Source organism: Parabacteroides acidifaciens, assembly GCF_003363715.1.
Lineage (GTDB): Bacteria > Bacteroidota > Bacteroidia > Bacteroidales > Tannerellaceae > Parabacteroides > Parabacteroides acidifaciens.
This window is the reverse complement of sequence record NZ_QREV01000061.1, coordinates 12,583-27,660: the sequence shown is the minus strand read 5'-3', so window position 1 is coordinate 27,660 and position 15,078 is coordinate 12,583. Positions and strand designations below refer to the sequence as shown.

At 40.9% G+C, this 15,078-nt stretch carries 9 protein-coding genes; 8 read left to right on the top strand and 1 reads right to left on the bottom strand.

What is annotated here, in order from left to right; translation table 11 throughout:
• The first annotated feature begins 1,985 nt into the window (after positions 1–1,985).
• The 6 genes from DWU89_RS17885 (at position 1,986) to DWU89_RS17860 (ending at position 11,428) form a co-directional block, all read left to right on the top strand.
• On the top strand, positions 1,986–4,016 hold the full coding sequence (locus tag DWU89_RS17885; protein WP_115500996.1) for a response regulator: 2,031 nt from the start codon (positions 1,986–1,988) through the stop codon (positions 4,014–4,016).
• 709 nt (positions 4,017–4,725) lie between these two features.
• The gene (locus tag DWU89_RS17880; protein ID WP_115500995.1) at positions 4,726–5,871 is read left to right on the top strand and encodes a hypothetical protein; all 1,146 of its coding nucleotides are present in this window, start codon (positions 4,726–4,728) and stop codon (positions 5,869–5,871) included.
• Positions 5,872–6,547: 676 nt separating this feature from the next.
• Complete coding sequence (locus tag DWU89_RS17875; protein WP_115500994.1) at positions 6,548–7,948, top strand: fimbrial protein; 1,401 nt, start codon at positions 6,548–6,550, stop codon at positions 7,946–7,948.
• 40 nt (positions 7,949–7,988) lie between these two features.
• Positions 7,989–8,933: a FimB/Mfa2 family fimbrial subunit gene (locus DWU89_RS17870; protein ID WP_115500993.1), complete on the top strand. Its 945-nt coding sequence runs from the start codon at positions 7,989–7,991 to the stop codon at positions 8,931–8,933.
• A gap of 19 nt (positions 8,934–8,952) precedes the next feature.
• Positions 8,953–10,080, top strand: coding sequence for a fimbrial protein (locus DWU89_RS17865; RefSeq protein WP_115500992.1), 1,128 nt, complete (start codon positions 8,953–8,955; stop codon positions 10,078–10,080).
• Positions 10,081–10,129: 49 nt separating this feature from the next.
• Positions 10,130–11,428: a fimbrial protein gene (locus DWU89_RS17860; protein WP_115500991.1), complete on the top strand. Its 1,299-nt coding sequence runs from the start codon at positions 10,130–10,132 to the stop codon at positions 11,426–11,428.
• Between the two features lie 117 nt (positions 11,429–11,545).
• Here DWU89_RS17860 and DWU89_RS17855 read toward each other — a convergent pair whose 3' ends face one another.
• On the bottom strand, positions 11,546–12,454 hold the full coding sequence (locus DWU89_RS17855) for an Rpn family recombination-promoting nuclease/putative transposase (protein ID WP_115500990.1): 909 nt from the start codon (positions 12,452–12,454) through the stop codon (positions 11,546–11,548).
• Between the two features lie 495 nt (positions 12,455–12,949).
• Here DWU89_RS17855 and DWU89_RS17850 point away from each other — a divergent pair, with 495 nt between their 5' ends.
• Both DWU89_RS17850 and DWU89_RS17845 read left to right on the top strand, forming a co-directional pair.
• The gene (locus DWU89_RS17850) at positions 12,950–14,017 is read left to right on the top strand and encodes a hypothetical protein (protein ID WP_115500989.1); all 1,068 of its coding nucleotides are present in this window, start codon (positions 12,950–12,952) and stop codon (positions 14,015–14,017) included.
• Positions 14,018–14,047: 30 nt separating this feature from the next.
• Positions 14,048–15,064, top strand: coding sequence for a fimbrial protein (locus DWU89_RS17845; RefSeq protein WP_115500988.1), 1,017 nt, complete (start codon positions 14,048–14,050; stop codon positions 15,062–15,064).
• Positions 15,065–15,078: the final 14 nt, after the last annotated feature.

Genomic DNA, 15,078 nt, shown 5'->3' with positions numbered 1-15,078 from the left:
TTTTAATGCAATTAATAAACCCTATACTCTTCGAGAACTTTTCTCTCGGTTAAGACCCTCATCAAAACCTCTTGTTTTTCGTTGACAATGCAAATATATGGCGACAAATCGGATCCTGCAATAGTTTTATGTGTAATAAACGTTAAACGCGTCAAAATAGTTGGAGAAAATATCAAATAAGGGGCTGAAAATCTCTCAAAAGGGTGTAAAACTATCATATCTGCCCTTTGTGTTGATAGGAATGATTGTCTTTTGTGCGTTGGTGAAAGTATCAATTGCGATAGTATAAATATCAAGGTACATGATTGTCTTTCGTTTTCTTTTGGTGGGTGGTAAAAGTGTCACAATAGGTGGTGAACGTGTTATCAGGGGTGTTTTCTGTGAGACTTTTGATATTTGTCCTTTATGTTCTGTCTTTTTATGGTATGCAGTTGTATGGTATTTTTGTATCTGTGTGATTTGTCCAGGTAAGAGAGCATCTCCAAGAAAAAGTGAGCTATCCTGTTCCCGCGCTCCGACGCGGGATCGCAAAATAGCCTGCCACATCCTAAATCATCATTTACAAGTTTTGATAAAGCCTGTTCTTCTGCGATCCCGCGTCGGAGCGCGGGAACGGGATAGTTCATATCTGGCAATTTCTGAATCTCCTGCCAATAAAAAAATTTGACAATAACCCCTATTTCAGCCATTTTTCTATTTCATCCAAAATCTTGATCCATTTTGGATTGACTCTTTTCACGGTTTTCGTCATCTTTGCTGACAGTAGACGAAGCGAGGTGCGCAGGCAATTTGGAAAACCGTGCAATTTGATTATCGAAAACCGGAAACGCCGTCAATGTGATAAACCTTAACTCCCGGAGAATCGCCTGTAGCAAAATAAAACGGACGGCGTTTCAAATATCCCAAGGAAATTTGGGTGGTTTTTTTCAGTGAGGACGGTCGTTTTTCAAAAGAAGACGGTCGTCATCGCCATTACGACCGTCCTCATGGGTGATGCACTCGGCACCTCGCGAAGATTATGACGGTCGTAACGGCGAAGAGGACGGTCGCAATGGCAAAAAACTCCCGGAAAAGAGAAAAAAGCCTCTTTTTGACGTCCAAAAAGCAGATTAACATTTGTTTGCTTTCAATCCTCCTCTTAACTGAAAAAATACGTTTTTTACAATAAGCCCCCCCCCGGGGAGTTAAGAGTTGAAAGTTGAAGGTTAAGAGTTGAAGGTTGGGGGACACAAAAAAAAGAACAGGCGGTATCGGCCATCCCAAGAGAAAGCGAAGCTTTCTAAGAAAGGCCTAAGCGGGCAGGCGTAAAGCGAAGGGTAAAGGCGAAGCGTCCGGAGCCTGCGCTGTTTGAGCGAAGCGAGTTTCGCAGGCGACAGCGTAGCCTTTGCCCGAAGTAGCCTGGCCGGTTAAGCCTTGATCTTTTGATTACTTTTGGATCAAGCCAAAAGTAATATGCATTAAGGTACGCACGCGTACCTTATATATAATAGTATCGTAAAGAACTGTGTATTCCGACAGGAAGAACCTATATAAAAAAGGTGGCGTACACGCGGAACAATCCGGATGTACGCCTATGCATATAAAAATTGAGGGTAAAATAATTTACATTCATGTTTAGTATTCAGACAACCTGCTTTGACCGGCTTGGCCAATCCTTTACTCTCCTTTTTTCAGCTAAGCCCTAATTCTAAACAGTTGTCTGCTATTTCTTTGCAAATGTAAAGCGAGTTTTCTGCTCCTACAATAAATCGTGCATAAAAGATGTTAAACAAATCAATAATGATTGTGTTTGTATCATATGATTATTAAGGCTTGGGAAAACTGCCGCTTATTTAAAAACGCGAAAAGCCGTGATTCTCATGAATTTTTTTGAAATAAATAGTGTCAAAAGTGGTGAAAGGAGAATTTTTTTTGCCATCTTTGCAAGAGAATGTTGAGAATAAATTGTAGAGTTGTAGAAGGATAAATAATAAATGCATATAACCATGAATAAGAAATCTCTGTTCAGAAGGATGAGTGGAGTATTGTTGTGTACTCTCTTGAGTACTTCGGCAATCTTGGCAACCAATGAAAGCGGGCAATTTTTCGGAAGTGATACTTTAGTAGTAGTGGTCATATTACTGCTTTTTTTGCTCCCTTTGTTTTTTTACATGCGGAAACTACAGTCTAATATGAATGGCCGTTCGGACCAGATCATAAAAGAAAATTTCGCATTAGAGAACTCGAATAAGGAACTGACTGCTAAAAACGGGGATTTACTTTCCCGGAATGGCGCGCTCGAAGAACAGGTTTGCCGTCAGGAGGAGAAAATCCAGGCGTTGCGGACCCAGAATGATGAATTGGCAAAAGCCAATGGCGAATTAGTACGCAAAACGTCCGAACTTGAATCGACTGTCTCTACCTTAAATAATAATAAGAAAGAGATGGAGCAACTCATCGTGACCAAGATCAAGGAAAACGATGCGATCCAGCGCGAGGCTGTCGAAAAACTTGCCGAAGCCGAAAACCGACTGAAAAATGCAGAGAGCATACACGATAATTTCTTTATAGAGACCATCCACGAAATGCGTACGCCGCTTTCGTTGGTGTTAGGTTCCTTAGCGCTCGTCGTGCAAAACGACGATCCGGGCAAGGATATGTCCACCCAGCTGCTCTCGGCCTACCGTAACACACTCGCCATGCAGGACTTGGCAGACCAGCTGATCGGCACGCGCCGTTCGAACGACGTCGCCAACTATCTGCGCATAGCCCGCTACGATATGGTCGATATCTCCCGCCAGATATGCGATATCTTCGTCGACTGGGTCGCCATGAACAATGTCGATTTCCGTATCAATACGCAGACACCCGCACTCTGGGTTTGGGTAGACCGCCGCAAGATCGAGTTCGCCCTCCGTATGTTGCTCTCGAATGCCTTTAAGAATACGTTCGCGTACGGTAAAGTGACGCTCGATATCTCTGTCGTCAAGGAAAACGGCAAAGCCTACTGTTCGCTTGTTGTGAAAGACGAAGGGCTGGACGAAGACGAAAGCGCACGCCGCGGCTTGAAACAAATCATGGATATGGCAGACGCCATAGGCGGTTTTTATCGGCATGAGGCCGATAAAAACGGAACCTCTTATGCAGTCCTGGTTCCATTGGGCAAGCAGCATCTGCTGGATCGCCGCGTGGAATTTGTTGAGCCCGAAGCCGACTTGGTGAAGCTGAATGCCCGCCAGAAAGAAGATATTGCCGAACTGATCCAGGTGATCCCGCAAAAACAGGAGACAGGCAAGAAGCTGTTAGTGATCGACGACAGCGACCAGATCCGCTGGTTCCTGAAACACGTCTTCAGCAAAGAGTACCAGATTCTCGAAGCCCGCAACGGGCAGGATGGTGTGGATGTCGCCTTGGCGGAAGAACCGGACCTGATCCTTTGCGACGTCATGATGCCGGTGAAAGACGGTTATGAGACCTGCCGCGAGATCAAGAGCGATCCGAAGATGGCGCAGACGCCTGTCGTGATGCTGACCGCCAAGGTGGAAAGCGAAGATGTCATTACCGGGATCGAAGCCGGTGCGGACGATTATATCACGAAACCTTTCGACGTCGAGATCCTGCGCAGCAAGATCAACAGCCTGATGAAGAAACGCGACGATATGAAGCGTTACTTTTCCCATACTACTTCCGCTTCGGAAGAAGAAAACGCGTTGCCGACCAATCCGTTTATGGATGCCGTCGTCAAGAATATCGAGAAACACCTCGACGATTCGACTTTCGAGGCAAAGATACTTGCAGACTCCCTGAATATGAGTTTGCCTACTTTGTATCGTAAGATCAAGCAATATTCCGACCTTAGTATCCTGGAACTGACACGTAACATACGCCTGAAAAAAGCGGCCGAGTTGCTTGCCACCCAACAATATTCCGTACAGGAAGTCGCTGAAATGGTAGGATTTAACGATACTGCTACCTTCCGTAAACGTTTCACGGAGCAATACGGCGTAACACCGTCGCAATACGGAGTGCCGGCTTAACAAAACTCGTATTTACCGGACGCAGACGGGCGCAGATTACGCAGAGGGACGCAGACTTATTTTCTTTTAAAACAATAAATTATCTGCGTTCATCTGCGTAATCTGCGCCCGTCTGCGTCCGGTTCTGGGAAGCCCCTGTCGTCCGATCATTTTTTTTCATGGAAGGTTAAAAATATCATGTTGATATGTATATCTATTAAACTAATTTTTATATATTTGCATCGTCTATCCGCTATGTGCATGATTGAGGGAAAATTGGGAAGCGAAAAAAACACAAAGCGATTGTTGAAGCGGATGGCATGAGGGATTGATTAACGGCATATATGAGGGAATTAAGTATGAGGGTAAAATTGCAGGGAAGAAACTACATCCTTCCCGAAAATCTATCAAAATTAGATGTAAATAAATCAAAATTCGGTTTTATAGAAGCACCGCTTAAATTTGAGAGGTATGCCCCTAACTTGTCATTACTTTTTCATCCATCTTTGCAATGTCGGAAGACAACAACCCGAGACGTTGAGTAAGTGATAAAGATGATGTTATATATACTATACATTATTAACGATAAAAATTAATTAGCCGATGGGAAGGATAGGACAACGAGCAAAAGCACAAAGTCGTTCCAGACAACTCAGTAAGCTATAGGGTAAGATAAATAATAACTAATTTATAAATAAAGAATTTTATTAACTTTTTAATTTTGAAGAATATGAAACTAAGAAATTTTATGTATGCGACTATGATCGCATGTGCGTTCGCTTCTTGTTCTAAGGACGATGTTATTGAAGGTGGACAGGAACCGGTTGCTAAAGCGGGTTCTATTACTATTTCTGTTAAATCAAAAGCTCAAACTAAAGCATTAGCATCGGATGCTGAAAATACAACAGGAACAGTCGCTCTTTATTTGTATAAGAAAACAGGAACATCTGCACCTTTTACTTATACCCTTATTGATTCTCATGATCTTAATAACACAACTGAAACAAGTTGGACTATCGAGGAATTGGAAGCTGGCACTTATACTTGTTTTGGTTATGCAAATATGAGTGGAGCAACAATTGCTGATCCTACAAAACCAGAAAATGTTGTAGTTGAAATTACAGGTGCAATTTCGGAGAGTGCAATTCCTATGTCTGGATTTGGTGAAGCAACATTGTCTGGTGGTGGAAGTGCAGAGTGCATTGTTAATTTAATTCGTAATGCAGCTCGTATCGATTTGGTTTCAGTTTCTTTAGGTATGGCTTATCGTGATGTTGATAAATATCCTACAGGTACAGCATACTTCCAATATAAAGGGGTGTCTGTAAATAATGTTCCTACATCTTATAAAGCAGATCATACAATGGCTGTAACTGAACCGATGAAATATTGGGGTGGATATCCTACAACTGCAGGTTTTGGTATTGTAACAGATGTACAAAAAGATTTCTATGTCACAGCAAAAACTTATGATGCAATCGAACAGGCTTTTGATAAAGATCAAAATACTCCTGATGATGAAACGTTTGTGGCTATTCCTTCTTTTACAAAAGTCTCTTATTATGTACTTCCGAATTCATCTAGTAATAAAACTACTTTATTGATTGCAGGGGCATTCTCCGCAACAAGTAATCCAATGAGTGACAGTTGGTATCCTATAACTGTAGGTCTCTCAGATGATGATAACACTTTGACGGATGCAGACGGTAATCCTATTTCAGGTACAGGATCAATTGAAGCAAATAAAATTTATGAAATAAGCGCAATTGTTGCTGGTCCTGGTAAGGGTTCTACTGGTGGTGATAAGCCTAAGATTATTGTGAAAACAAATGTTTTGGATTGGAGTAAGGTTAAACAAACTTCTGTCATTAAATAATCTCTCCCTAAATAATAAAGAAGTGCTTCCCATTTCGGGGAGCACTTTTTGTTATTAAATACCCATTTAAATATTCTTGATGTCGTATTTACAAATATTTACAACGAATCTACATGCTATTTTTACAAAACATACCATTAAAGATGATGCAAGTAAGCATAAAAGTGAAGGAACACCCGGATGATCGAGTCGGTCACACTCGGATGTCGAGGACCTGAACATGGGGGTGTAGAAATAGTTGTACACCCCCATGTTGGGCACTTTTTGTTACTGTGGCTTTGATTTTTAGTCGTATGATTTATATAATAAAGTGCAGATATTTGATAAGTTTTGTAAGATGACAAGAGTATGATAGATCGATGATAAAGGAATGATAGTTAAAAAGGGTGACTATCATGCTTTTATATCTTGATAGATAGAAAGATAGGCCTGTCTTATGATAGTATGACAGTAGAAAGTGAATAAAGCTTGTGCTCTCCTTAACTTTCAACTTTCAACTTTCAATTTTCACCTGAAAAGTGGGTGTATATCGCACGATACGGGCTAAAACTCTCACTTTTACAGTTTGATAGATTCGTCTATAAACAACGAGAGTACTACCTATCTTTTTCACATTATTTATCTCTATCTTTGTATTGTGATTATTTAAAAGGTAAAACAAAATAATATCTATATTATGAAACTGAAAAGTTGCTTTCTAATAATGTTAATGGTTTGTGCATTCTTTTCATGCTCAGATAATGATGAACCGGTCAATCTAACGATTACGCCTGTCGTGCCGGATGCAACATTGTCACTGGCGGTACAAACTGATGGTAGGGTAAAGACGAAAGGCGGGTTTATCGCAGATGGAGCGGCGGTAGGCAAGATTACTTGGGACTTCCAGGTGAAGAATCTGACACTTGTTGTTTTTAATAATGGTGGTGGAGCCTACTCTGATAGCAATGTTCCTGTGGGATCAGTTGCTGCTGTTGCTACACAAAACTATAGCGGGGAAAAAATTACGGATGCTCCTATAATTGAACAAGCCGATTTAGCTTCCGGAAGTGCTTTTCTGCTGCTTCTCGCAAATTTGCCGACAGACAAAATTAACGAACTGGCAACTTCAAGTAATAGCGCTAATCCTGCTGAACGCAAATCTATTAAAGAAGTCCTGCAGATGACTACTGATTTAAGCATAGAAAATAGTGGCAATGGCCTTTCTATGAGTAGTGCTCTGATTCCTGTAACGATTGTTCCGGGTATAAATTATGTTGGTTTTGGACCTACAGGCCGTATTGATCCGGCAGACGGTATTGGTGTTGGAACGGAAATTCATGGCCCTACTCCGGTTGAGTTAGTTCGTAGAGTAGCTGCCATTAACTTGGAAGGTATTATCTTACCGGAAAATCCGGATGCAAAGAAACCGGAATATAAAAGTGTTCGCTTTAAGTTGGATTCTGCTTTTGTTGCCAATGTAAAGAGCACGGCCGGATTAGGAACTTGGGGTGAGGATGTGAAATTTATAGAACAAGCTCCGGTTTTCGACAATGGTGTATCTAATTACCTGGCACCTGAAGATTTTGCCAATCTGACGGGAAGTCTGAAAACAGGGATTTCAACAGGCGATAACACGATGTTATATGATTTAAAGTTTTCCCAAAATATTTCTGCAACACAAGGAGAAGGTGAAAATGGAACAACACTTGCCTGGAAAAATGAAAATAATGCCGTAGTTCCTCCCTGTTATGTTTACCCGAACCAAGACGGTCAAACAGGGGTGGATGGAAAAAAGAATTATACACTGCTGGTATTAAAAGGTGATTATACATATTCGATCAATAATGAAGAGAAAACGGAATATGACCGCTACTATGCTGTGATCGTAAATGATACCAGCCTTGGCGGTACGGTGGACAGTAATGATGAAAGTAAGGAAAATGTCCATATCGAGCGTAACACGAAATACACTATCACGCTTCAGATTCTGGGTTCTGGTTCTGCCACGCCTTTCGATCCTCCTGCATTTGCTCACGTTGCCGCACAGGTAAAGGTTGCTGACTGGAATGTAATCGAAATCGATCAACCGGTAGATTAATAAGAAATAGGGTAATAATAAGATATAAAAATAAATTATTATGAAACATATAGCAATAATAAAGCAGTCTCTTATACTGGTAGCCGGTTTGCTTGCTGCACTGTTGACCAGTTGTATCAAGGATGATCTGGCTGAATGTAGCAAGCTGACTTTAAAGGTAGAGGGTTTGTCTGGTAATGAAATAACCGATATTACCCGTCTGGGATTGGTTACGGATGCAACATTGTATATCTTCGATGCAAACAAGAACTTCTTGGAAGCGCGTGATCTGGATAAAGATTTTATCTTGGCAAAAAATGAGATTAAACTGGATAAGTATCCGGATAATACTAAATTGTATATTGTGGCTTGGGGTAACTTGGAAGGAGGAAACCAAACTGTTACTCAGCCTAAAAATATGGACGATCTGAAACTTCAATTGAAAAATACCGGTGACGGTTATGCGCAGTCGCCCGACAGTTTGTATTTCGGGACGAAAGAAGTGACTTCTTTGGGTAGCGGTATCGTTGGTGGAGACGGTGAAGTTGTCATCCGCTTGAAAACCGGAACTTATACGATTAAGACTGATGGTTTGCAGACTGCATTGGATTTTTACGGATTGAAGAGTTCCGGTGATTTTGATTTTTATATCAATAAAACATTAGATACTTACGATGCTACTGGTAAGCAACTTGGCGACTCCATCCCCTACAATCCGGAAGGACAGTATGATGACCAGGCTATCGAATGGTTGACTACAGGCGTTATCGACAGGGAGGACACCGGCGGAAAGCAGAACTCTTTTTCGGGTGAAAGAGTGGGTGTCAGAGTGAAAAGTCAGAATGGCGCTGTCGATAAAACAATCTATGAAGATATTAATGGAAAATCATTCGATATACCTGAAGGTGGACGTTTGGATGTTGTTATTCAGTTCGAAGATGGTAATATTTCAATCCGTTCGCGTGTTACTCCTTGGGGTGTCGTAAACGATGATATCGAATTTTAATCTCTAAAGAAGTAAAGATATGAAACTAAGAAATATAATAGCAATCGGTTTATCGTTGGCTGCCCTGGTGAGCTGCTCGAAAGACAGCCAGCCAATAAACGTGAAGGACCTGAAGGATGCCAAAGTAAATATCTCTTTGAAACCTTCCCTTTCCGGATCAAACCTGAAAGCGGGCGGAGATGATTATGCTCTGGATGGCGAGACAAATATAAATAGTGTAACAGTCCTTTCTTTTTCTGCTGATGGTTCGCAGATTTTGGTTGATCCGTATTGGACAGACGGGATGTCGACTGCAGATGATGTAACAACTATCCTAAGTGTCCCGACAAAGGCAACAAATGCTTTGATTGCCGTTCTTGCCAATGTTCCGGAAAATGCATTTAGTGGAGTAACTACCTATGCTGCATTTCAGGATCGTTTGGCTCAGTTATCTGATCAGTCACAAACGAATCTGGCCATGAGTGCCCAAGTGATTGCAGCCAGTGCTGAATTAGCGGAGGGTGACAACTATATCGGATATACTTCACAAACGAATATCAACAACATCAATACTCCGCTGGAATTAACCCGTCTGGCAGCCCGTATTGAGTTGGTCGGCGCAACGACGAATTTCGACTCGAAAGCATCTTTGAGAGGACGTACCGTCCGGATTAACAGTATCTATCTGGCTAACCAGAAGACAGCTTCCCGCTTTGCCAGTACGGCTTATTGGGGTGCGGTGATGGCTGATGGAAATTTGGCTGATGGCTCGCCTGTAACAGTGGGACAGAACTTGCCGATCGCAACTGTTCCTTTCCGCCAATATGTAATGGAAAATACAGATGAGAACAATCCGACACAGATCGTGATCAACGCTACTATTCTGGCTTCTAATGGTTATCAGGCTGAAACAAAAGCATTCGCTGCTACTATCAATGAAAATGGAACAGTGCTTCCTGGTCGAGGCGAGGCTCACAAATATGTGAAACGTAACTATATCTACCGTCTGAATATTTCTTTCGGTCCGAACAGTTTCACTGGTATTAGAGATGAAGATCCGACACCTCCAACACCACCGACGCCTCCTGCTCCGACAACGGGTGATCTGACAGTTAGCGTTCAGGTAATTGGCTGGGGAGATGTTCACCAGGTATCCATAGTAAAATAAGTACGAGGGTAAAATAAATAAAAGTATAAACGATTAAAAATATAAACTGATGAAACTACGGAATATTTTTTTAGTAAGTTTGGCAGTTTGCACGATGGCAAGCTGTTCAAAAGATGAAACGATAGACTATTCGCAAATGGGACCGGTGGATGCTTATGTATCTTTTGGGGTGACTGCTGCTATGCAGACGAAAGCGGATGTGGAAGCTATAACAAATGAGGGCAATGTGCAAAAATTGACGGCTTTGATATATAAAGGAGAACCGACTGATGATGATGCTACTTTTGTCGCTTCTAAAACTGAGGCACTTACAGAAGCAGATATCGAAGGTGGTAAAACTACAATAAATGAGATCAAGCATATAATTGTAAAGGTAACTCCTAATGCTGATGGTACATCTTCTAGTGATGTATTTACTGCTGTCTTTTTGGGTAACTGTGAATTGAATGACGTTTCTGCACCTGCGACTTTGGGTGCTTTGAAAAAGGCTGTCTTGACGAAAAAGGCAAATGAATATGCTATCGGTACTTATCTTCCAATGGTTAGTAAAACAATTAGAATAGAAGGACTTAAACCGACTATTACCAAAAATAATGAGACTACAACTTATTGGGAAAACTGGGTTAAAGATGGTGGAGGAGTAGTGCCTAGTAATGCTGATAATGATGCTGCACAAGTTGCGCCATCAAGCTATAATACAAGCGATCATGTAGTTCTGACCCGTTTGATTTCAAGGGTAGAGGTAGAATCAGTGACATTAAGCATAACAGAATATCCGAACGCTACGATTGAACTAGTAGGGATCGCTTTGGCGAATATTAAAAATGAATCTACATTTGTAGGTGGTGAGGGCGATTATGTAAAAGGTTACGAATCTGATGCATATAAAGCTTCGCAGTACTGGATTGATCCGAATAGTGAAGAGAATACTTCATTCTTTATGGCTTATGGTGGTGATGATTATAAAACGACAGGTTTAGCAGAGAAAAAGATCTCATTTAAAAATAATAAATATCAAAAGTACATCTTTTCAAATGTTCCGAGAACTACAACAGAAGTAAAAGAAGCGCATACAGATGGTATCTATGAAACAGGTGTTATCCTTATTGTTAATTTTACAAATGCGGCAGGTGAGCCCTCGATAAGACATCTGCGTGTTCTTTTGAAAGATAACACATCAACTAGTGTTCCTGAAGTTTTGAAGAACTATATATATAAATTGAATATTACCATTACGGGTGAAGGTTCTCCTAACGAAGACGAAATTCTATTGAACACTCATGTTGCTGCAGTTATTGAGGTCGCTCCTTGGAATGTAATCGAACAAAACGAAGAAGATGCTAATTAATTGATTAAAATACTACCTATAAAAAGGCAATCTGCGATGCAGGTTGCCTTTTTTTATGTCTGTTCTTTTGATGTATTGTTTTTGAATTGTGAGGAAGGGGAACGTACTTCCTAAGAATTATAATTCGTTTATCTCGTCAGCCGAAAGACCGGTAGTCTGCATGATTATCTCTATGGGAAGGTTCAGTTTTTTCATATTGCGGGCCGCTTCATGCATCCCTTCGATCTTGCCTTCGATTTTCCCTTCGATCTTTCCTTCGATTTTCCCTTCGATTTTCCCTTCGATTTTCCCTTCGAGTTTGGCAGAGTCAAGAACATCGTTTTGTATCAGTATGGCATTGACATGTTCATCATATTCCAGGCGTTCCTTAGGACTCATGCTGTAGTAGGCAAGCTTTTGACGTGCTTCTTCCAGGCCGGGTGCTTGGGTGCCGGGACGTATACGCCCTGTTTTCAAGTATTCAATCCATTCCTCGAGAGGCGTAATGGCTACTTTGTTGAATTCGTTAACGCGGATCAGGAAATACTCCGGGAATATTTCGGCCGGGAGTTTGCGTACAATAGCCTCTTTCTCTTTCGTACTGACTTCCAGGCGATCGCCGGTGTGTACGCCTTTGAATATATTTTGTCCGTGATAGAGGTAGTCGTCCCCTTTTCCTATATCGAAATAGAGGATACTGACAGAGTATATCTTTTTCACTTCGTAATAGCGTTCCCCTAATGATATATGTTCAGTGATGGCTTTTGCTACTCCATAGAGGATCCGTTCCAGATAATATAGTTCACGCGTGTTTTGTACTTCCACGATGATGATCTCTCCTTTACTGTTTTTCGCTTTGATATCCACACGATTGAACTTGTCGTCAGCTGTAAACTGGTTGCTTTCACTTTCGAGCAGTTCAATGATTTCAACCTTTTCATTCAGCAAAACAGTGAGGAACCCTTCCAGCACCCCAAAGTTTGCCTTGTTCCGTAACAGGCGCTTTATTGCCCAATCAAAACGGATGTATCTGTCCTCTTGTTCCATAACCGATTGTTTTTTAGTAAGTATATGCAAAGTTACTCTTTTTTTCCGGGTGGCTATATATATTTATCGATATTTGGGAGGTGTGCCAAAAATCCTATAGAGCAACTTGTGCCCCTGCAGCCATTGAAGTACCTGTTTGGAATATAATTATCAAGTATATGATGAATATAATGTGTTATTAAGATGATAAATATGGCTAAAAATAGCTATATTTGAGTGGTATTTATTGCGTGTAATTGCTTGCACGCTTTGAAAAACAACCTAATATAATTCAATTTGTAAAAAGTGGGCAATGAATTTGTAAATTCTTGTCATACAGTAGTTGAGAAGTTGAAAAACATCTGTTTTAAGGTGTTTCTATCGTATTTTAAGGGCACATCTATCAATTTAATACATTGGTATTTTCACCTATTAATCTTGACATTCTCACCTATCGCATAATCTTAATATTCACCCTACTTTTGCAATGTAAGTTAAACGAAAAAATATTAGGTTATGAAACTGAAGAATATATTATCGATTATTTGCTGCTTAGTTGCAATGGCATCTTGCTCTATGGAAGACGACACTATGATGAATGATACATCAAAAGAACTTCTGAACCGGAATTCAGACAGAGAAGCGGTATTAAGCATTAATTTATCGTCCAGCGCTCTTCTGACTAAAGCGACTGAACCAGCCAATGGAGATAAAGAAACAAAGTTAGAGAATTGCGTACTGGCTTTGATGGAAGGAAATGATGTTTTGGCTGTAAGAACATCCAGCGATATAACAGATGGTAAAGTGAACGATGTAACATTCCTGACTAAGGTTAGAAGTGGTTTGAGCGTTATCGCAATCGTCAATGTTGCTAATCCTGCTGATTATTTAAGCGCGACAACTCGTACCGCATTAAATAAGGTGGTTACTGTCGATCCTAACAGTACGGCATCCTTGGTTAAACAGGGTGAAGAGGCGGTTAATTTTCCTGTAGGGTTCGGTTCTGCTTCAACGGCTCTGACTGCAGAAAACACAATGCCCGTGGTAATAAAGGTTGCTCAGGTAGCTGCTAAAATCCAGTTGTCTGAATTTAATGTTACATACGCAACAGGTACCATACAGAAAGAAAAATCAGTTACGCTGACTTCCGTATCGTTTGAGAATATCAATAAGAAGAGCAATGTATTTACAGAGGCTACTTTGGATAAAGATAATACGCAAGGAGCTACAATGACTAAGGCTTTGGCAGCCGGTACAAATGAGATTGGCACTACTGTTTATTCTTACGCTAACACGAATGCAGCCTCTCCTGTAAAAATGACATTGACATTCCGTATCGATGATGAAGGCAGCATGCAGGGTGAAACCGTTACAAAGACCTATATGATCAACAAGTCTAACGGTTCTACCTCTTTTGAAGGAAGCGGAAGCGACAATTATGTGAATGCAGGTTATCTGTATCGTATCAAAGTGAATATGACGGTTAACACGCATGCTGTCGATACAGACGTTGTTTGCTACACTCAGGATTGGGAACACAATGAGGTGTCTGTAGATATGAGCGAAGTTAGAGTAAATAACTAATAAGAGTATAAACGGGTAAATTTATATATTATGAAATTGAAGAATATAGTTGGATTAATATCTGCAATAGGCCTGATGCTGGTTTCCTGTTCGAAGGAATCGATGGTCGACGGGCCGGATGTAACAGCAAAAAGTGATACCTCTTTTGATATCACACTGGTCTCCGAGGGAGTTGAAACAAAGGCTTTTGCTCCCGGATATACCTATGCGACAGCCGACGAAATAAAGATTCAGACTTGTGCGATTGCTATCTTTGATGCTGCTTCCGGCAAAATGGTCGGGTTTAAGTATTCTATTTTTGATGGAGTATCCAATGATACTTATGATTCGAAAGAAGCGTACAAAGTTACGGATATTGAAACGAGGTCAGGGGACGTGAAGGTCTTGGTTGTTGCCAACCCTGTTTTATCAGAAGCGGAACTGAAAGCTTTGAATACCTATGATGCCTTTAAAGCGCAATCAGTCAAACACGATAATGCAAACGCAGCTCCGCTTACCGCTTCAAACCTGATCAAGTTCGGCGAGGTGACCGAAACATTGGGAACTGCCGTTAAACAGACAATTGTCGTTCCGCTTACCCAGGTGGCGGCACGGGTCGATGTGACATACAATGTGACGATAGGCAGTGGTTGGACTACTGAATTGGAGAATAATACGGTAAATGGCATAAATATTCAATCTAAGATCTTTTTACCTGAATATGATATTAACGGATATAACTTTGGTACTTCGACTTTAGGCAATAAATCCAATGTTGTAATCTCTGAAAATAAGATATCTTTCTATACATACGAGAAAAATGAAGCAGTAACAATAATGGTACCGGTGAAACTTAGTTACAACAGTCTGTATGTCGAGAGTAAGATATATCAATTGTCTTTGTTACCGACTTATGTAAAAGACAAGTGTTCGACAAACGGTTTTGTACATGGCCACTATTATGAAGTGACAGGAAATCTGTCTATCGATAGGGCATTTGATTGTAAGATCGAGTGGGAGGTTAAATCATTTAAGTCTGCGACTGTTACAATTCCGGCATTTGAATAACAAATAAAAAACAT

Bases quoted from the DNA above. Each gene is read 5' to 3' on its own strand.
- DWU89_RS17875 (WP_115500994.1), top strand. From the start codon at position 6,548: ATGAAACTGAAAAGTTGCTTTCTAATAATGTTAATGGTTTGTGCATTC.
- DWU89_RS17855 (WP_115500990.1), bottom strand. From the start codon at position 12,454: ATGGAACAAGAGGACAGATACATCCGTTTTGATTGGGCAATAAAGCGC.
- DWU89_RS17850 (WP_115500989.1), top strand. From the start codon at position 12,950: ATGAAACTGAAGAATATATTATCGATTATTTGCTGCTTAGTTGCAATG.
- DWU89_RS17885 (WP_115500996.1), top strand. From the start codon at position 1,986: ATGAATAAGAAATCTCTGTTCAGAAGGATGAGTGGAGTATTGTTGTGT.
- DWU89_RS17845 (WP_115500988.1), top strand. From the start codon at position 14,048: ATGAAATTGAAGAATATAGTTGGATTAATATCTGCAATAGGCCTGATG.
- DWU89_RS17865 (WP_115500992.1), top strand. From the start codon at position 8,953: ATGAAACTAAGAAATATAATAGCAATCGGTTTATCGTTGGCTGCCCTG.
- DWU89_RS17880 (WP_115500995.1), top strand. From the start codon at position 4,726: ATGAAACTAAGAAATTTTATGTATGCGACTATGATCGCATGTGCGTTC.
- DWU89_RS17870 (WP_115500993.1), top strand. From the start codon at position 7,989: ATGAAACATATAGCAATAATAAAGCAGTCTCTTATACTGGTAGCCGGT.
- DWU89_RS17860 (WP_115500991.1), top strand. From the start codon at position 10,130: ATGAAACTACGGAATATTTTTTTAGTAAGTTTGGCAGTTTGCACGATG.